This is a genomic window from Streptacidiphilus albus JL83 (assembly GCF_000744705.1).
Taxonomy (GTDB): Bacteria; Actinomycetota; Actinomycetes; order Streptomycetales; family Streptomycetaceae; genus Streptacidiphilus; species Streptacidiphilus albus.
Genome location: NZ_JQML01000001.1, coordinates 3,635,373 through 3,651,922, shown reverse-complemented (window position 1 = coordinate 3,651,922; position 16,550 = coordinate 3,635,373). Strand labels below are relative to the sequence as shown.

Below are 16,550 nucleotides of genomic sequence, written 5' to 3'. Positions count from 1 at the left end.
GCGCGGCACGTACCCCCCCGGTGCTGTGCTCGCGCGGACCCATGGGCCACCATGGGTACGTGGCAACAGAGAACGCGGTGGCTCAGGTCGGGACGGCGCCCACGACGACGCAGAAGCGTCCGGGCATGGGCTCCAAGTCGATCAAGGACATGGTGCTGTCCCTGGCGGCGGTCATGCTGACCGGCCTGGTGATCTACTACTTCATCCCGCATTCGGGCGGCAACGGGGTCCATCCGGTGGAGTACGGCGCGGCCGTCGACTCGGCCCGGCGCGCGGCCCCCTACCCGGTGCTGGCCCCGACCGGCCTGCCGAAGGGCTGGAACGCGACCGAGGTCAACTACAACGGGATGGACGCCACCGACGCGGTCTGGAGCCTGGGCTTCGTCGACCCCGGCGGCCAGTACGTCTCGGTCCAGCAGAGCAACGGCTCGCCGGCCGACTTCATCCCCAGCGTGACCACCGGCGGCGTCAAGGTCAGCGGCACCAGCACGGTGAACGGCGTGGTCTGGAGCCACTACCAGGGCTCGAACTACCGCGCCCTGGTGCTGCAGACGCCCAAGGTGACGACGGTGGTGACCGGCACCGAGTCCTATGCCGCGATGGAGAGCTTCGCGGCCCGGCTCAGCGGCAGCTGAGCGCAGCACGGAACGACGACAGCGCCCCGGCCGAACGGATTCGGCCGGGGCGCTGTGCGTGCCGGGTCAGACGGTGGTGACGACCTCGTCGTACTCCAGCCGCGGGGAGCGCGGGAACCAGGCGTTCTCGCCCGGCTTGCCGATGTTGACGACGGCCAGCACGGAGTGGTCGCCGTCGGCGAAGAACTCCTTGTTGATGGCGGCGGCGTCGTAGCCGGTCATCGGGCCGGCGGCGAGGCCGGCGGCGCGTACGCCGAGGATGAAGTAGGCGGCCTGCAGGGTGGCGTTCAGGTTGGAGGCGGCCTCACGGCCGGGGCGCTCCGCGAAGAAGAGGTCCTTCGCCTGCGGGAAGTGCGGGAAGAGCTTCGGCAGCTCCTCGTGGAACTCGTGGTCGGCGGCCAGGATCGCGACCAGCGGGGCGCCCGCGGTCTTGTCCTTGTTGCCGTCGCTCATGTGGCCGACCAGACGGGCGCGGGCCTCGTCCGAGCGGACCAGCACGATCCGCAGCGGCGACATGTTCATCGAGGTCGGCGCGTACTTGACCAGGTCGTAGATGGCCTGGATCTGCTCGTCGGTGACCGGCTCGTCAGTGAAGGTGTTCGCGGTGCGGGCCTCGCGGAAAAGCAGGTCCTGGGCGGCGGGGTCGAGGACGAGAGCGTCGGCAATGGTCATGGGTACACCTCTGAAGAAGTCCGGGGCGGCCCGATCGCCGCCTGCCGGTTACAACATAGGTGAAGTTTCAACTATTTCCAAGGCAGCCAAGTTCTCGTGTGATCCACCTCACTGTGCTCGGCGCCCTACTCCGGGTCGGCGTCCTCGCCCTCGGCCAGGGCCGCGTCCAGCCTGGCCCGGGCGCCGTCGAGCCAGCGCTCGCACACCTTGGCCAGCTGCTCCCCGCGCTCCCACAGCGCCAGGGACTCCTCCAGGGAGCTGCCCCCGGTCTCCAACCGGCGCACCACGTCGAGCAGCGCGTCGCGCGCCTGCTCGTAACCGAGGGCGTCGTCGACCGCCGACGCGTCCGTCCCGTCCGTCCCTGTCGTCGCTGCCGCCACCGCGCTGTCCGACTGCTTCGTCATGGCACTCAGCGTACGGGTGGGCACCGACAATTCCGCCGCTCCGTCCGGCCGTCGGCCGGCTGCCGTCCGCGGGCTGCCGGCCGCCGGGCGCGGCTCAGTCCTCGGGGCCGACCGTGACCGGGAAATCGCCGCCCGCGACCCGGGCCCGCAGCGGCTCCCCGGCCGTGACCTGGGACGGGTCGCGGACGACGGCGCCGTCCGCGCGCTGCAGCACCGCGTAGCCGCGCTGGAGGGTCGCCGCCGGGGAGAGCGCCACCACCCGGGCGAGGGTGTGCGCCAGATCGGCCGAGGCGCGGTCCAGCCGGTGGTCCAGGGTGCGGCGGGAACGTTCCAGCAGGGCGGCCACGTCGGCGGCCCGCTCGTCGACCATCCGGTGCGGCGCGGCCAGGACCGGACGGCTGCGCACCGCGTCCAGCCCCGAGCGCTCCCGGTCCAGCCGCGCCCGGACGCCGTAGCGGGCCCGGTCGCGGAGCCCGTGCACTCGGGCCAGCTCCTCGCGGACGTCGGGAACGACCCGCTTGGCGGCGTCGGTCGGGGTGGAGGCGCGCAGGTCCGCGACGTAGTCCAGCAGCGGCTGGTCCGGCTCGTGGCCGATCGCGCTGACCACCGGCGTCCGGGCCGCCGCGACCGCGCGGACCAGCCGCTCGTCCGAGAACGGCAGCAGGTCCTCGACGCTGCCGCCGCCCCGGGCGACGATGATCACGTCCACCTCGGGGTGCTCGTCCAGCTCCTTCACGGCGGCGATCACCTCCGGCACCGCGTGCACCCCCTGCACCGGGACGTTGCGCACCTCGAAGCGCACGGCCGGCCAGCGCCGCCGGGCGTTCTGCAGCACGTCGCGCTCGGCGGCCGAGGCGCGGCCGGTCACCAGGCCGATGCACTGCGGCAGGAAGGGCAGCGGGCGCTTCCGCTCGGCGGCGAAGAGCCCCTCCGCGCCGAGGGTGCGCTTCAGCAGCTCAAGCCGGGCCAGCAGGTCGCCCAGGCCGACCAGCCGGATCTCGGCGGCGCGCAGCGACAGCGTCCCGCGCGGTCCGTACCACTCGGGCTTGGCGTGCAGCACCACCCGTGAGCCCTCGCCGACCAGCTCCGCCACCGGATCGAAGACCGAGCGGTAGCAGGTGACCGAGAGCGAGACGTCCTCCGAGGGGTCACGCAGCGTCAGGAACACCACGCCCGCGCCGGGCCGCCGGCTGAGCTGGGTGATCTGCCCCTCCACCCAGACCGCACCCAGGCGGTTGATCCACCCGCCGATGAGCTGGGAGACCCGGCCGACCGGGATTGCTGCTTCGGCTGAGCTGTCGAGAGCCATGCGTCGAGCGTATCGGCCGACCCCGACAACACCAGGCCCCGAGAAGGCCGGGTCCCTGCCGCCGTCCGCGCTCGGCGTGCGCCCCGCGCCCCGGCGTGGGCCGTCACGCCCCGGGGCCGCGCCCGGGCGGCCGGTAGGCTGGGCACATGTCTGCTGCTACCGCTCCCCGCCGTGTCCTGCTCGCCGCACCGCGCGGTTACTGCGCCGGCGTCGACCGTGCCGTGATCGCCGTCGAGAAGGCCCTGGAGCAGTACGGGGCCCCGATCTACGTCCGCAACGAGATCGTCCACAACAAGTACGTGGTGCAGACCCTGGAGAAGAAGGGGGTCATCTTCGTCGGCGCGACCGAGGAGGTCCCCGAGGGCAACATCGTCGTCTTCTCCGCCCACGGCGTCGCCCCCTCCGTCCACGACGAGGCCGAGCGCGGCAGGCTCGCCACCATCGACGCGACCTGCCCGCTGGTCACCAAGGTCCACAAGGAGGCGCTGCGCTACGCCGACGAGGACTACGACATCCTGCTGATCGGCCACGAGGGCCACGAGGAGGTCATCGGGACGATGGGCGAGGCGCCGGAGCGCACCCATCTGGTCGACGGCCCCAAGGACGTCGCCAGTGTGCAGGTCCGCGACGAGTCCAAGGTGGTGTGGCTGTCGCAGACCACCCTGTCCGTGGACGAGGCCATGGCCACCGTCGGCGCGCTCAAGCAGCGCTTCCCGCTGCTGACCAGCCCGCCCAGCGACGACATCTGCTACGCCACACAGAACCGGCAGGTGGTGATCAAGCAGGTCGCCGCCCAGTCCGACCTGGTGATCGTGGTCGGCTCGCGCAACTCCTCCAACTCGGTGCGGCTGGTCGAGGTCTCGCTGGAGGCCGGGGCCAAGGCCGCCCACCTGGTGGACTTCGCCGAGGAGATCGACGAGGCCTGGCTGGAGGGCGTCTCCACGGTCGGCCTGACCAGCGGCGCCTCGGTGCCGGAGATCCTGGTCGAGGGCGTGCTGGAGTGGCTGGCCGCGCGCGGCTTCGGCGACGTCGAGCAGGTCCGGACGATGGAGGAGCACCTGCAGTTCTCGCTGCCCAAGGAGCTCCGTCGCGATCTGCGGGCCGAGGCCGCGGGCAAGTAGCCCGCTGTGGGCAGGTAGCCGCAAGTCACCGAAGTAACGCGGTGGCACCACGAAAGCAGGGCGGCACGACGGGGTAGGCCCTACGTTGGCGATAGTCGCTTCAACGGCTGGTTCAACGACGAACAGGGGTATCACAACGTGAACGTCTTTGGCGTGGACATCGGCGGCTCCGGCATCAAGGGCGCCCCCGCCGACCTGGACCAGGGCCGGCTCGCAGAGGAACGGTTCAAGGTGCTCACCCCGTCCCCGGCCGAACCGGAGGCCGTGGTAGCCAGTGTCAAGGAGGTCGTCGGCCACTTCGGCTGGAAGGGGCCGGTCGGCCTGACCTTCCCTGGCGTCGTCGTCGACGGGCACACCCGGACGGCCGCCAATGTCGACAAGGGCTGGATCGGCCTGGACGCCCGCAGCCTCTTCGCGGAGGACCTGGGGCTGCCGGTCGCGCTGGTGAACGACGCCGACGCGGCCGGCCTGGCCGAGGTCACCTACGGCGCGGGCAAGGGGCGCAAGGGCGTGACCCTGATGCTCACCCTGGGCACGGGCATCGGCAGCGCGCTCTTCGTCGACGGCGTGCTGGTGCCCAACACCGAGCTCGGCCATCTGGAGCTGCACGGCAAGGACGCGGAGAAGCACACGTCCTCGGCGGCCCGGGAGGAGCACGGCTGGAACTGGCACCAGTGGGCGGAGCGACTGGACGACTACTTCGCGATGGTGGACGGACTGTTCTCGCCGCAGCTGATCATCATCGGCGGCGGCGTCAGCCGGAAGGCGGACAAGTTCCTGCCGCTGCTGAAGCCGCTGCGGGCGGAGATCGTCCCGGCCCAGCTGCAGAACGACGCCGGCATCGTCGGCGCGGCGATGACGGCCGCCAAGCTGGCCTGACCGGCGCCGCGGCCCGGCCCAGTACCCGGGCCGCGGCCCGGCCCCGGACCCGGTCGGGGTCAGGCCGCCGGTTCTCCGGACGGTGGGTCTCAGGCGGCGGGGCCGGCCGTCCGGCGACGGGCGCGGCTGAGCGCGAGGTGCCGGGCCAGCGTGATCACGACCGAGACCAGGGTGCCGGTGAACAGCCAGCCGGCCTGCAGCGCGAGTGCGGTGGCCAGTCCGACCGCGTGGCCGATGAAGCCGGGGCCGGGGGCGGGGCTGAGCACGGCCAGGGTGACCGCGAAGGCGATCGGCCCGCTGATCGGCGCCGCCGCGAGGTCGATCGGGCGCACCCGGATCGCGACCTGGAAGCTCGCGACCACGTAGACCAGGCCCATCAGGATGCCCACGCCGTCGAAGAGCCAGTAGTCGACCGCCCCGCCGAGGAAGGTCGCGCCGAGGGTCACCACGGCGCCGCCGATGGCGGTCAGCCGTCGCGGTCCCCGGGGACCGCCCGCGCCGCTCGGCACGGGCCGCCCGCCGCCGGGCCGGGGCGTGCCGCCTCGGCTCGGCTCGGGGGAGCGCGCCGGGCCGGGCACGGCGGGGGCCTCCATGACACCGGGGCGTTCGTCGGACCTGCGTCGGTACTCCACGGGACCAACGTACGGTCGGATGAACGCCACCTGTGCGCACGGACACGCCGATAATTCACCGCTGTCACCCGCTGTGCCTATCGGCCGGGCTCGCCAGGGCTGCCCTCGCACCACCGTTCGCCCGGTGACGGCCGGCTCGCGGGGGCCGGGGTCCGCGCTCCGGACCGTCCGCCGCCGGCGCGGTACGGAGCGGCGGGCCGACCTCCGTAGACTGGGGATCCGTCCCCCGTCCCGCCTCGCCTCCAGGATCCAGCCACATGTCGCTTTCGATCGGAATCGTCGGCCTGCCGAATGTCGGCAAGTCCACGCTGTTCAACGCCCTGACCAAGAACGACGTGCTGGCAGCCAACTACCCGTTCGCCACCATCGAGCCGAACGTCGGCGTCGTCGGCGTGCCCGACGCCCGGCTCGCCGTGCTCGCCAAGATCTTCGGCTCGCAGCGGGTGCTCCCGGCCACGGTCGACTTCGTGGACATCGCCGGCATCGTGCGCGGCGCCAGCGTGGGCGAGGGCCTGGGCAACAAGTTCCTCGCCAACATCCGCGAGTCGGACGCCATCTGCCAGGTCATCCGCGCCTTCCAGGACCCGGACGTGGTGCACGTCGACGGCAAGGTCTCGCCCAAGGACGACATCGAGACCATCAACACCGAGCTGATCCTGGCCGACCTGCAGAGCATCGAGAAGGTGGTCCCCCGACTGCAGAAGGAGTCCCGCCTCAAGAAGGAGTCGGCGGCCACCCTGGCCGCCGCCGAGGCGGCGCAGAAGGTCCTGGAGTCCGGCAAGACCCTGTTCGAGGTCGGCTTCGACAAGGAGTCCGTCCGCGAGCTGCACCTGCTCACCACCAAGCCCTTCCTCTACGTCTTCAACGTGGACGAGGACGAGCTGATGGACGAGGACTTCAAGCAGGCCCAGCGCGAGCTGGTGGCCCCCGCCGAGGCGATCTTCCTCAATGCCAAGATCGAGTCCGAGCTGATCGGCATGGACGAGGACGAGGCCCTGGAGCTGCTCCAGTCCATGGGCCAGGAGGAGGCCGGCATGTCCACCCTCGGCCGCGTCGGCTTCGAGACCCTGGGCCTGCAGACCTACCTCACGGCCGGCCCCAAGGAGGTCCGCGCCTGGACCATCAAGAAGGGCGCGACCGCCCCCGAGGCCGCCGGCGTGATCCACACCGACTTCCAGAAGGGCTTCATCAAGGCCGAGATCGTCTCCTACGACGACCTGGTCGAGTGCGGTTCGATCCCCGAGGCCCGCGCCAAGGGCAAGTCCCGCATCGAGGGCAAGGAATACATCATGCAGGACGGCGACGTGGTGGAGTTCCGCTTCAACGTCTAGGACTTGATCGGGGGCTTCTGTCGCCCCTGGTCAGTAGCACCAGACACGCAGTCCAGAGCACATACGGCCCGGCCACTCTTCGGAGTGTTCCGGGCCGTTCCTGTCTCTTCCCCGGCACGGTGGTGACTAACCTGATGGCTTCTCAGTTGCTCTGATCAGCGCGAATCCGGCTCTCTTCTCAGACCCAGTCACCAGGTACGGCGGTGGCGTAGTCCGTAGCCGTCCGCCGGTAGCACTGGTGTTCTGTCTCGGCGGCATGCTTCGCGATCAGGGCAGTGAGATCGTCGGCACGAGTGCGCTCACCACTCGTCCACTGGCACTCGGTCTCATCGGTGCAGCACCATGCCTGCCCGATGACGGTAGCTGTCTCGTCCGGCTTCACGTGGTACTGCCGGAACCGGAGGCGCTGGCGAACGGTCACAGGATCACCGTCCGTGCCCGCTGTTCGGGGGTCATGTGCTCTTGGTCTTGGTGCTCCCGCAGCAGGACGTTCATGTCGGACGCGCCGCTGCGGTTGTTGACCGCGCGGCACTTTCCCCGACGCAATACCAGTTCGGCGCAGGTGGGACAGTCACCGACTACCTGAGGATCTTTCGGGGGGAACCCGTAGTCGAACGTGTCAGGGTCACGGGGGTAGATCTCACCATCGGCCATGCTCATGCGCTCACCCGCCCGTCAGGCTGGTGCAGCCGTCAAGGGGCATCGGGAGAGGGGGTTCGCCTCTGGCTGCTGCACTCATTTCGTCGCTCCCGAGCGGTGAGTTCCGGGGTTTCTCCACGACGGTAGAAGCGGCTGTGCAGCAGGCTCAATGAAGTTGCTCATAGTTGCCCGAACCCACGAGGGAGGCTCTGGCGTGACCGATCAGCGTCTCTGGGCTTCGGTGCTCCGGATGCTTGACCTCGGGGCAGTCGTGGGGTGAAGGTCGGAGGTGACATGTGGCCGGATCATGGGGAGCAACATGCGGCAACACAGCATCGACAGCGACGACTTGACCGCTACGTTCTTCTGCACGGACCCCAGCTCACAGGGCGGTGTCGAGTGCGAGACGTTCTATGAGACCGACCGTGACTCCTGGATCGTGCAGCTCAAGACGCGCGGCCCGAAGGTCCGGGATCAGCTCGTCTCGCTGGCCGAGGACGAGACGTTCGGAGAGATGTCCGGACGGACCATGGATGTGTTCGTGCGGAAGTACGTCAGGGAGCGCTATGGAATTGATCTCGGCATCACGCCGACTTGAGTTGCTGTTCGGTGAGCCCGCCCAAGAGGTGCGGAAGCTTGAGCTACGGGACTTCTATGAGGTAGATCGCCCGCTGTTCGAGGCGTGGCGCTCAGGCGACCGTGAGACGGTCGAAGAGTCGATGCGTGGGCATCGCGCGTTCCTGTCCGGGAAGGCCGCTCTCGGCTTCCCCTACCGGCGTGTGCGGGTCATCTCCGAACCGCTCTCGGAGTATCAGCGGATGGCGGTGGAGTTGGCCGACCCCGAGGAACGTCTTCGATGGCTTCCCCGCCCCCTCGTGTCGGCGCTGCCGTTGCCGGGGAACGACTGTCTGATCCGTGATGACCTAGTGGTGTTCAACCTCATCGGTGGAGACAACCAACAGACCGATATTCAGCTCTCAACCGATCCGGACGTGGTCAGTTTCTGCAATGACGCGTTCGAGCGGGCATGGTCGCTCGGCGTCCCCAACGATGGGTACAAGCCGTAACGACATGTCGGATCAAGGACCGTCCGAGTCCGCGAAGCGCGCGTTCGGGACTCAACTCAAGGAACTGCGCCGGGACAGCCATATTTCGGGTGTCGAGCTCGCTCGGCGCTGCGGTTGGCACAAGACCAAGGTGTCGAAGATCGAGCACGGGACACAGAGCCCGACCGAGGACGACATTCGGAGGTGGGCGACGGCCTGCGCCGTTGAGGGGCAGATCCCCGAACTAATCGCGGTGAGTCGTGAGATCGAGCAGATGTGGACCGACTACAAGCGGTGGCATCGGCCGGGGATGAAACGTCTCCAGTTCCAGGCCATGGACCTCTACGCGAGGACCAAGTTCCTCCGCGTGTATGAGTCGCTGTTCATCCCTGGATTCCTACAGACGGTCGAGTACGCCAAGGCACAGTTCACCATTCACGCCAAACTGCACGGCCTGCCGTTGGACGACGTCGAGGAAGCGGCACAGAACCGGATGGTCCGGAAGCGGTTCCTCGGCACCGGAGCACCCATATTCTCGTTCCTCCTGGAGGCGTCCGCGCTGACGAACAACACAGGTGGGGTCGAGGTGATGACCGGCCAGCTTGACCACCTGTTGCAATTGGCCAAGCTTCCGTATGTGTCTATCGGGATCATCCCCCAAGGCCGACCACGGACGCTCTACCCCGGTGAGGGCTTCTACCTGTTTGATGAGAGCTTGCTCAAGCAAGAGTTCTGGTCGGGTGCGTTCCAGACATCCAGACCCGAGAACATCGCGTACTTCATCCGCGTGTTCGGTGCCCTGAGGGATCAGGCTGTATTCGGCACCGCCGCACGGAACGAGATCGAGGCGGTGCGTAGCCGCCTTCAAGGAACCTGACGTGCCCTCTACGGGACTCCGTAGATGACCAGCCGTCACCAAACCGCCGGCCACGGACTTGGACCCTTGACGAAGCTGACCGTACTTGTGGGCGACTGCGAGAACGGGTCGTGCCCGACGGTGTACCTCACAGATCGGGGCACGCTCGCTGTCCAGGGTGAGCAGATCACCGACCATGGGCGGGACATCCCCGCTCGCGAAACCATGGTGGAGATCCCCATGGAACTGATCCGGAGGCTTGCACGTGAACATCTCGCCTGAGGACTTCGGAGCGCTGTTCGACAGCTTCGACCGGGAAGCCTTCCGACTGGAGTCCCTGGACGACTACACGGGGTCTTCGAGCGCCGAGAATCTTCGGGCCTGCGCGGCTGGCGAGGAGAAGCCAGCGGACTACAACGCTGGGTGGCTGGCGCAGGTCGGCCGGAACACGGCCGCAGGCAAGCGGATGCACCGGGTGCACATCGTCACCTGCCCGCTGACCAACTACATTCGGTATGAGCTGGATTGGGGCTACCTGACGAACATCACGGCCGGTGAGGATGTCAGGCGTGACCCCTTCGCGGGCATCGGCAAGCCGGAGCCGCTGAAGTATCACCTGCCGGGGGCCTGGTCGCGGCGGATCGACGCCGAGCACCGCCTCGTCTACCTGGTGACGGACCGGGAGATCGTCATCCTCGCCGCCCGGTATCACTACTGATCGGCGAGTGTCCGGTAGGTGCCGGGATGCCCTTGGCCATGGAGTCGGCCGACTCAGGACAGTTTCGCTCCGGGGGCGAAGGCGGGCAGCTTCGCGAGGCTGCTGCGGACGGCCTCGGCGCCGTACTCGAACATCTGCCGCTCGTAGTCGCCGACCGCGCCGAGCAGGTCCTGGCGGCCCTCGTCGGCCTCGATCAGGCAGCGGCGCAGCAGGTCGGCATCGCGCAGCGCGGTGTTCGCGCCGTTGCCGCCGGTCGGCGAGGTGGCGTGGATCGCGTCGCCGAGCAGCGTGACCGGGCCGGAGGCCCAGCGCCCACCGGGCTTGACCACCCGGATGGACAGCAGCGTGCTGTTGTCCGGATCGGCCTGCTCGATCAGCGCGCGCAGCTCCGGGTGCCAACCGTCCATCCTGGACAGCACGGCGTCCTGCGCGGTCAGCTCCTCCAGTGAGTCGTTCGGCGGCAGGATCATGGCCCAGCGCACGTAGTCGCCGATGTCGGGCAGCGTGACTTCGGGGGCCAGCTGCTCGGCGGCCTGCTTCGGCGGGGTGCGGAAGCGCATCGCGCCGAGCAGCAGGCTGACGCCTTCGCCGGTGATCTTCGAGCCGTACGCCCTGGACAGGCCGGCGAACCCGCCGCTCAGCGGGGTGCGGCCGATGACGAACCGGACGCCGGTGTCGGTCGGGGTGGTCTGCGGCGACAGCACCCTGCGCACTGCCGAGGTGACGCCGTCCGCGCCGACGAGCAGGTCGGCGGTGGCCGGGTCGCGGCGGGCGAACCGGGCTCGGACACCGCCGTCGGCCAGCACGTCGTAGCCGGTCAGCGCGGCATCGGTGTGCACGGTGAGGCCGGTCAGCAACAGCTGTCGCAGCACCTGCCGGTCGACCACGATCCCGGTCCGGCCCGCGCCGAGCCGGCCGATCTCGTTCAGTTGCGGGTCCAGGATCAGCTGCTCGGCGGAGGCGTCCATGACGATCTCGTCCAGCAGCGGGTGCCAGCGCGTCGGCAGGCAGTCGCGAACCGCCTGGAATCCGACCGGGTCCAGCACCAGTCGGTAGCCCTGGAACCGCGCGACGATCCCCGGGTCGCGCTCGAACACGTCGGCCTCGATCCCGGCACCACGCAGACCCTGCGCGAGAGCCAGACCTCCCAGACCGGCTCCGACAACGGAAACTCGCATCCCACACCTCCAGGACATTGATACGAACTAAGTTCGTTCTAGCGAACTTAGTTCTACTCAACGAACTTAGATCGTGTCAAGTTATAGTGGCCCGCATGTCCGCCGATCCCCACCAGCGCCGCGCAGCCCGCCAAGCCCAACCCGGAGCGGAGGCCGCTGTGTCGGCGCCACGCAAGAAGCCGATCACCGTCGAACGGATCACCGACGCCGCCCTGGAGGTCGTCGCCACCGAGGGGTACGACGCGCTGACCATCCGCCGGGTCGCCGCCGTGCTCGGCACCGGTCCTTCGTCGCTGTACGCACACATCGACAGCAAGGACGGCATCGACGAGCTGCTGATCGGCAGGCTCTACGCCGAGGTCGCGCTCCCCGAACCGGACCCGACTGGCTGGCGCGAGCAGCTGCTCGGGGTGTACTCGCAGATCCGCGACCTGTACCTGGAATACCCCGGGGTCTCGCGCGCCGCGCTGGCCGTGGTGTCGACCAACCTGGAGACGCTGCGGGTGGGCGAGGGAATCCTGGCGATCCTGCTCGCGGGCGGCATCGAACCGAGGGCGGCCGGATGGGCCCGCGACGCGCTGTCCCTCTACGTCAGCGCCTACACGCTGGAGCAGTCGCTGGTCCAGCAACGGCGCCGGCGCCAGGACCAGGAGTGGGTGCTCAGCCACGAGGAGCTGTTGGACCGCTTCACCGCACTGCCTGCCGAGAGGTTCCCGCAGACCCGACGCCATGCCGCCGAGCTGGTCTCCGGCACCGGGCACGAACGCTTCGACTTCGCCCTCGGCCTGCTGATGGACGGTCTCCGGCCCGCGTCCGGTTGACCCCGTGGCGGGCGGTGGTCGCACGGTGTGGAGACCCTTGGGCCCGTGCTCGCCCACCTGGCGGACCACTGCGGCCGCTGCTAGGGTTTCGGAGGCCGTGCGAGAGAACGAGGAGGTGGTACCCGTGAACACAGTATCGACATGGGTGCTCTCCTCCGGGGTCACGGTCGGGCGATAGGTCGTCCGGGAGCGCCGTCCAAGCGCATTCCCGAAAGGCACGACCATGCAGTTCACTTCCGAACGGCGCCTCGATGACGGCGTCCTCGAACGTGAGTTCACCCTCGGCGAGATTCCCGGCACCCTGTGGACGCCTGGATCCGCTCCGGCCCCGCTGATCCTGATGGTCCACAACAACGGCCTGCCCAAGGGGCAGCCCCGGCTGGTGGCCCGGGCCCGGTACTACGCTGCGCACGGTTACGCGGTGGCCGCCATCGACGCGGCCGGGTGCGGTGACCGGCCCCGTTCCGCTGCCGAGGAGCAGGCCCGGGCCGACCTCCGAAGGGCGATGCAGGCCGGCGAGCCGGTCGACGAGATCTTCGAGTCCTTCATCGGCCCACTGGTCGAAGGGGCGGTCCCGGAGTGGCGGACCACCCTGGACGCCCTCCTTGAGCTGCCCGGGATCGACGGCCCGGTCGGGTACTCGGGGTGGACCGCCGTCGGCATTCGGCTGGCGGCGGTGGAGCCGCGCATCGCGGCGGCCGGCTTCTTCGCCGGGGGCTATGTGCCCCTCGCCCAGCGCGAGGAGGCCCGGCAGCTCTCCATCCCGCTGCTGTTCCTGCTGCAGTGGGACGACGAAGGGAACCCCCGGCAGCGGGCCCTGGAGCTGTTCGACTCCTTCGGCACCAAGGAGAAGACGCTGCACGCCAATATGGGCGGGCACATCGGCACCCCGTGGTTCGAACTGGAGGACGGGGGCCGGTTCTTCGACCGGCACCTGAAGTGAGGCCGGGCCGTCGGGTCGGCAACAGTCACTGAGCGCTGCCGACCTGACGGCCGGTCAACGGTGCCGGGTGTCAGGTGTCAGGTGTCGGCGGAGGAGCGGAGCACCAGCTGCGGTGCGAAGCTCTCCGCGCTCTCCGCGCGTTCGCAGGACGGCCCCTGGAGGAGAGCCAGGGTGCTGCGGGGCGCTCGCTGACTCCCTGCCCCCGACTCCCCTATCCTCGGGACCACCGCCAGTGCAACGGAGAACCACCCATGCGCAACCTCAAGCTCGGACTGTTCGAGAACGCCCAGACCAACGCGAGCGGCACCGCCACCTGGCGCCACCCCGACAGCCGCCGGCACCTGTTCGACACCCTCGGGTACTGGCGGGACATCGCGCAGCTCTGCGAGGACGCCAGGCTGGACTTCCTGTTCCTGGCCGACGCCTGGGGCTGGTCGGAGATCGACGGGGTCCGCCCGCCGATCGCCACCGAGGAGACCCTGGACCTGCCCCGGCTGGACCCGTTCGTGATCGCCTCGGCGCTGCTGGCCAGCACCACCGACCTGGGCCTGGTGGTGACCGGCTCGGTGCTGGTGGAGCCGCCGTACGCGTTCGCCCGCCGACTGGCCACCCTGGACCAGCTGTCCGGCGGCCGGCTCGGCTGGAACATCGTGACCACCGGCACCGCCGACACCGCGGTCAAGGCCTTCGGCATGGACCTGGTCGCGCACGACGACCGCTACAAGATGGCCGAGGACTTCCTCGACCTGGTCTACAAGTACTGGGAGGGCGCCTGGGATCCGGACGCCCTGGAGAAGGACAAGGACGGCCGCTTCGCCGACCCGGCCAAGGTGCACCTGGTCGAGCACGAGGGCCCGTACTTCCGCTCGCACGGCTACGGCAACACCGCCCGCTCCCCGCAGGGCACCCCGGTGCTCTTCCAGGCCGGCGCCTCCCCGGCCGGGCGGCGGGTCGGCGGACAGCACGGCGAGTGCATGTTCGTCGGCAGCGGCTCGGTGCAGCAGCTCGCCGGGCACACGACGGCGATCCGGGAGGAGGCCGTACGGGCCGGCCGCCGTGCGGACGAGGTCCAGGTGATGTCGGCGTTCTCCTGCGTGGTCGGCGCCACCACCTCGGACGCCGAGCGCCGGTGGCAGCGCGTCCTGGACGCCCAGCGCCCGGAGGTCACCGTCGCCAGCTACGCCATGTTCACCGGCCTAGACCTGTCCTCCTACGCACCGGACACCCCGATGACGGAGCTGTCCACCGAGATGTCGCAGACCCAGGTCGCCCGGTTCGCCGGCCGGACCGTCGGCGACGTGCTCGCCGACTGGCACACCCACGGTGTCGGCGCCCGTCCGGTGGTCGGCACCGCCGAGGAGATCGCCGACGAGATCTGCGCCCTGGCGGAGGGGGCCGACCTGGACGGCTTCCTGCTCTCGCCCACCGTGCAGCCGGCCTCCAGCACGGAGTTCGTCGAGTCGGTGCTGCCGATCCTGCGCGCCCGCGGCGTCTTCCGCGGCGAGTACGCGGCCGGCGAGTCGCTGCGCGAACGGCTGACCGGCGCGTCCGACCGGGCGCTGCCCGCCAGCCACCCGGCAGCGCGGTACCGCCACTGAACCACCCACCCGTGGGCCCGACCCACCGGAGTGGTCGCGCTCGGCGCGCTGCGCGACGGCGAGCCGGTCGGCCTCGCGACGGCGTGCCGGTCCGCTGCGCGACGGCGCCTCGCACCGCACCACGATCAGGCGGTCCATCCCGGTACGGTGGCGGGCAGCACCGCATCGTCGACACCGAGCACGAGGTCTGCGCATGGACTCCGCGACAACGCACGTGTTCCTCGCCGGCATCGGGAACTCCGGGCCGGAGCACTGGCAGTCCCGGTGGCGGGGCCGGGTGGCGCGCGGTGTCTGGGTGGAGCACGACTCCTGGGACAACCCCGTTCGCGAGGTGTGGGTCAGGGAGTTGGACGACGCCCTCGCGGCGATCGAGGGTCCCAAGCTCCTGATCGCGCACAGCCTGGGCTGCTCGCTGGTGGCCGAGTGGGCGGCGGAGCACGAGGACGAGACCGTCGTGGGCGCGTTCCTGGTCGCGATGCCGGACGTGCACGGAGACGACTTCCCGGCCCGGGCCGTGGGGTTCGGTGCGCCTCCGGAGCTCCGACTGCCCTTCCGGACGGTTGTGGTGACGAGCGAGGACGACCCCTACGGCTCCCTGGAGTTCGCCTCGGCAGCCGCCGAACGGCTGGGCGCCCGACTGGTGAACGTCGGCCGCCGGGGACACATCAACGCGGCCTCGGGGCTGGGCGACTGGCCCGAGGGCTGGTCGATCTTCGGCGACGGGTTCACGCGGTGATCGTCGGCCTGGTCCCGCACAGCTGACCCGCACTGCTCCCGGCTGTGCAGGAACTGCATCTCCCACTGGATCACGGGGCGTTGTCGACTCCCGGACCACCCGCAACCGGTGCAGCCGGAATCGGCGACGGAAATTCCTTCGCAGTATTCCTGGAAATCCGGGCGGAGTTCCTCGGCGGCCGCCGATCCGCCAGAACCCCAGGGCGAAGTCGGCGATATACGAAGCGGTCTGCCTGGATTGTGACTCGGTCCCGCCCCCGGGATCGGAGGAATCGGGGAGACGGGACCGAACGGGAACTGCCTGGCCGGGTCGACTGTGCCGGTACGTCAGCGGTGGGCCGGGCTCGCGGAGGCGTTCGCGGCGGCGATGGTGCTGCGGTACAGGCCGAGGAAGGGGTTCTTCACGCTGGGGTTGCCCTGGTGGGCGATGGCGGCGGAGAAGTTCCGGGTGTCGGCGTTGGGCAGGTTGTTGTTGAAGATGACGCTGATCTCGTTGTACGGGCGCTTGGCGACCTTGGCGTGGCTGGGGTCCAGGTCCAGGACGGAGTAGGCGGTCTGCTTGGCCAGGAGCGGGAAGGCCGGTGCGCCGCCGAGGCCGCCGGGGACCTTCGGCTGAACGGTCTGGGCCTGGCCCCACGGCACGTGGATCGTCTTGCTGTTGTCGATGGCGACCGTGGGGTAGTAGGTCAGGCCGCAGGCACGCGAGCTGGTGTTGGTGACCTCGATGAGGCGCTTGGTCGCGCCGAGCTTGGCGTCGTAGACGACATTGACCTTGACCTGACCGGGGGTGCAGGAGTGCTTGTAGGCGTACGCGTCGCTGTTGGTGCCGGAGGCCGCCGCGGCCAGGACCTGGGCGTGCGCCGTGGCCGGCTGGGCGTGGACGGCGGCTGCCTCGGCTCCGCCGGCGCCGACCAGGCCGATGGCGAGAGCGGCGGCGCCGGAGAGGAGGGCGAGCGGCAGAATGCGACGGCGAGCGTTCATGGAAAGTACCTCCTGCGGGAAAGGCGAAGCGCGGTACGGCTTCAGTCCGCTA

The 16,550-nt window shown here is 69.7% G+C and carries 21 protein-coding genes; 13 read left to right on the top strand and 8 right to left on the bottom strand.

Features of this window, described 5'->3' with window-relative positions:
• The first annotated feature begins 59 nt into the window (after positions 1 to 59).
• Entirely contained in the window at positions 60 to 635 is a 576-nt protein-coding gene (locus tag BS75_RS15735) for a DUF4245 domain-containing protein (RefSeq protein ID WP_231607783.1), read from the top strand.
• A 66-nt stretch (positions 636 to 701) separates the two neighbouring features.
• Here BS75_RS15735 and BS75_RS15730 read toward each other — a convergent pair whose 3' ends face one another.
• From BS75_RS15730 to xseA, 3 genes are all read right to left on the bottom strand, one after another.
• Complete coding sequence (locus BS75_RS15730) at positions 702 to 1,307, bottom strand: malonic semialdehyde reductase (protein ID WP_034088687.1); 606 nt, start codon at positions 1,305 to 1,307, stop codon at positions 702 to 704.
• A 125-nt stretch (positions 1,308 to 1,432) separates the two neighbouring features.
• Entirely contained in the window at positions 1,433 to 1,711 is a 279-nt protein-coding gene (locus BS75_RS15725; protein ID WP_042438471.1) for an exodeoxyribonuclease VII small subunit, read from the bottom strand.
• 94 nt (positions 1,712 to 1,805) lie between these two features.
• Positions 1,806 to 3,020, bottom strand: a complete 1,215-nt coding sequence (gene xseA / locus BS75_RS15720) for an exodeoxyribonuclease VII large subunit (protein ID WP_034088686.1) — start codon at positions 3,018 to 3,020, stop codon at positions 1,806 to 1,808.
• 146 nt (positions 3,021 to 3,166) lie between these two features.
• Here xseA and BS75_RS15715 point away from each other — a divergent pair, with 146 nt between their 5' ends.
• Positions 3,167 to 4,141: a 4-hydroxy-3-methylbut-2-enyl diphosphate reductase gene (locus tag BS75_RS15715; RefSeq protein WP_063771508.1), complete on the top strand. Its 975-nt coding sequence runs from the start codon at positions 3,167 to 3,169 to the stop codon at positions 4,139 to 4,141.
• Positions 4,142 to 4,279: 138 nt separating this feature from the next.
• A complete protein-coding gene (gene ppgK, locus BS75_RS15710; protein ID WP_034088684.1) occupies positions 4,280 to 5,020 on the top strand; it encodes a polyphosphate--glucose phosphotransferase in 741 nt (246 codons plus the stop codon).
• Between the two features lie 89 nt (positions 5,021 to 5,109).
• Here ppgK and BS75_RS15705 read toward each other — a convergent pair whose 3' ends face one another.
• The gene (locus tag BS75_RS15705; RefSeq protein ID WP_152645930.1) at positions 5,110 to 5,652 is read right to left on the bottom strand and encodes a DUF6542 domain-containing protein; all 543 of its coding nucleotides are present in this window, start codon (positions 5,650 to 5,652) and stop codon (positions 5,110 to 5,112) included.
• 257 nt (positions 5,653 to 5,909) lie between these two features.
• Between BS75_RS15705 and ychF the strand changes: the two genes are divergently transcribed.
• Positions 5,910 to 6,983, top strand: coding sequence for a redox-regulated ATPase YchF (ychF, locus tag BS75_RS15700; RefSeq protein WP_034088683.1), 1,074 nt, complete (start codon positions 5,910 to 5,912; stop codon positions 6,981 to 6,983).
• Positions 6,984 to 7,161: 178 nt separating this feature from the next.
• Here ychF and BS75_RS52425 read toward each other — a convergent pair whose 3' ends face one another.
• Positions 7,162 to 7,404 (bottom strand): DUF7848 domain-containing protein, encoded by a 243-nt coding sequence (locus tag BS75_RS52425; RefSeq protein ID WP_034088682.1) that lies wholly within the window; start codon positions 7,402 to 7,404, stop codon positions 7,162 to 7,164.
• Positions 7,401 to 7,643, bottom strand: coding sequence for a hypothetical protein (locus BS75_RS15690; RefSeq protein WP_034088681.1), 243 nt, complete (start codon positions 7,641 to 7,643; stop codon positions 7,401 to 7,403). Before BS75_RS15690 ends, BS75_RS52425 begins: the two co-directional genes overlap by 4 nt.
• Before the next feature lie 286 nt (positions 7,644 to 7,929).
• Here BS75_RS15690 and BS75_RS15685 point away from each other — a divergent pair, with 286 nt between their 5' ends.
• The 5 genes from BS75_RS15685 (at position 7,930) to BS75_RS51915 (ending at position 10,242) form a co-directional block, all read left to right on the top strand.
• The gene (locus BS75_RS15685; RefSeq protein WP_034088680.1) at positions 7,930 to 8,220 is read left to right on the top strand and encodes a hypothetical protein; all 291 of its coding nucleotides are present in this window, start codon (positions 7,930 to 7,932) and stop codon (positions 8,218 to 8,220) included.
• Positions 8,189 to 8,689 carry a DUF6879 family protein gene (locus BS75_RS15680; RefSeq protein WP_034088679.1) on the top strand — a complete coding sequence of 167 codons (501 nt, stop codon included), beginning with the start codon at positions 8,189 to 8,191 and terminating at the stop codon, positions 8,687 to 8,689. Before BS75_RS15685 ends, BS75_RS15680 begins: the two co-directional genes overlap by 32 nt.
• 4 nt (positions 8,690 to 8,693) lie before the next feature.
• A complete protein-coding gene (locus BS75_RS15675) occupies positions 8,694 to 9,545 on the top strand; it encodes a helix-turn-helix domain-containing protein (RefSeq protein ID WP_034088678.1) in 852 nt (283 codons plus the stop codon).
• 66 nt (positions 9,546 to 9,611) lie between these two features.
• A complete protein-coding gene (locus tag BS75_RS15670) occupies positions 9,612 to 9,806 on the top strand; it encodes a hypothetical protein (protein WP_034093119.1) in 195 nt (64 codons plus the stop codon).
• Positions 9,790 to 10,242 carry a Txe/YoeB family addiction module toxin gene (locus BS75_RS51915; protein ID WP_052069442.1) on the top strand — a complete coding sequence of 151 codons (453 nt, stop codon included), beginning with the start codon at positions 9,790 to 9,792 and terminating at the stop codon, positions 10,240 to 10,242. Before BS75_RS15670 ends, BS75_RS51915 begins: the two co-directional genes overlap by 17 nt.
• Positions 10,243 to 10,295: 53 nt before the next feature.
• Here the strand turns inward: BS75_RS51915 and BS75_RS15660 are convergent, their stop codons facing one another.
• Complete coding sequence (locus tag BS75_RS15660) at positions 10,296 to 11,420, bottom strand: FAD-dependent oxidoreductase (protein WP_034088677.1); 1,125 nt, start codon at positions 11,418 to 11,420, stop codon at positions 10,296 to 10,298.
• A gap of 95 nt (positions 11,421 to 11,515) precedes the next feature.
• Here BS75_RS15660 and BS75_RS15655 point away from each other — a divergent pair, with 95 nt between their 5' ends.
• The 4 genes from BS75_RS15655 (at position 11,516) to BS75_RS15640 (ending at position 15,518) form a co-directional block, all read left to right on the top strand.
• Positions 11,516 to 12,241 (top strand): TetR/AcrR family transcriptional regulator, encoded by a 726-nt coding sequence (locus tag BS75_RS15655; protein ID WP_034088676.1) that lies wholly within the window; start codon positions 11,516 to 11,518, stop codon positions 12,239 to 12,241.
• Between the two features lie 223 nt (positions 12,242 to 12,464).
• Complete coding sequence (locus tag BS75_RS15650) at positions 12,465 to 13,184, top strand: dienelactone hydrolase family protein (protein ID WP_034088675.1); 720 nt, start codon at positions 12,465 to 12,467, stop codon at positions 13,182 to 13,184.
• Between the two features lie 251 nt (positions 13,185 to 13,435).
• Entirely contained in the window at positions 13,436 to 14,782 is a 1,347-nt protein-coding gene (locus tag BS75_RS15645) for an NtaA/DmoA family FMN-dependent monooxygenase (protein ID WP_034088674.1), read from the top strand.
• 193 nt (positions 14,783 to 14,975) lie between these two features.
• Positions 14,976 to 15,518 carry an RBBP9/YdeN family alpha/beta hydrolase gene (locus BS75_RS15640; RefSeq protein ID WP_052069441.1) on the top strand — a complete coding sequence of 181 codons (543 nt, stop codon included), beginning with the start codon at positions 14,976 to 14,978 and terminating at the stop codon, positions 15,516 to 15,518.
• Positions 15,519 to 15,844: 326 nt separating this feature from the next.
• Here BS75_RS15640 and BS75_RS15635 read toward each other — a convergent pair whose 3' ends face one another.
• Positions 15,845 to 16,498: a DUF4232 domain-containing protein gene (locus BS75_RS15635; RefSeq protein ID WP_052069440.1), complete on the bottom strand. Its 654-nt coding sequence runs from the start codon at positions 16,496 to 16,498 to the stop codon at positions 15,845 to 15,847.
• Positions 16,499 to 16,550: the final 52 nt, after the last annotated feature.

Excerpts from the sequence above, each read along its gene's own strand:
- BS75_RS15675 (WP_034088678.1), top strand. The coding sequence starts at position 8,694 with ATGTCGGATCAAGGACCGTCCGAGTCCGCGAAGCGCGCGTTCGGGACT.
- BS75_RS15690 (WP_034088681.1), bottom strand. The coding sequence starts at position 7,643 with ATGAGCATGGCCGATGGTGAGATCTACCCCCGTGACCCTGACACGTTC.
- BS75_RS15680 (WP_034088679.1), top strand. The coding sequence starts at position 8,189 with ATGGAATTGATCTCGGCATCACGCCGACTTGAGTTGCTGTTCGGTGAG.
- ychF (WP_034088683.1), top strand. The coding sequence starts at position 5,910 with ATGTCGCTTTCGATCGGAATCGTCGGCCTGCCGAATGTCGGCAAGTCC.
- BS75_RS15635 (WP_052069440.1), bottom strand. The coding sequence starts at position 16,498 with ATGAACGCTCGCCGTCGCATTCTGCCGCTCGCCCTCCTCTCCGGCGCC.
- BS75_RS15640 (WP_052069441.1), top strand. The coding sequence starts at position 14,976 with ATGGACTCCGCGACAACGCACGTGTTCCTCGCCGGCATCGGGAACTCC.
- BS75_RS15660 (WP_034088677.1), bottom strand. The coding sequence starts at position 11,420 with ATGCGAGTTTCCGTTGTCGGAGCCGGTCTGGGAGGTCTGGCTCTCGCG.
- xseA (WP_034088686.1), bottom strand. The coding sequence starts at position 3,020 with ATGGCTCTCGACAGCTCAGCCGAAGCAGCAATCCCGGTCGGCCGGGTC.
- BS75_RS15715 (WP_063771508.1), top strand. The coding sequence starts at position 3,167 with ATGTCTGCTGCTACCGCTCCCCGCCGTGTCCTGCTCGCCGCACCGCGC.
- BS75_RS15650 (WP_034088675.1), top strand. The coding sequence starts at position 12,465 with ATGCAGTTCACTTCCGAACGGCGCCTCGATGACGGCGTCCTCGAACGT.
- BS75_RS15725 (WP_042438471.1), bottom strand. The coding sequence starts at position 1,711 with ATGACGAAGCAGTCGGACAGCGCGGTGGCGGCAGCGACGACAGGGACG.
- BS75_RS15655 (WP_034088676.1), top strand. The coding sequence starts at position 11,516 with ATGTCCGCCGATCCCCACCAGCGCCGCGCAGCCCGCCAAGCCCAACCC.
- BS75_RS15685 (WP_034088680.1), top strand. The coding sequence starts at position 7,930 with ATGGGGAGCAACATGCGGCAACACAGCATCGACAGCGACGACTTGACC.
- BS75_RS15645 (WP_034088674.1), top strand. The coding sequence starts at position 13,436 with ATGCGCAACCTCAAGCTCGGACTGTTCGAGAACGCCCAGACCAACGCG.
- BS75_RS15730 (WP_034088687.1), bottom strand. The coding sequence starts at position 1,307 with ATGACCATTGCCGACGCTCTCGTCCTCGACCCCGCCGCCCAGGACCTG.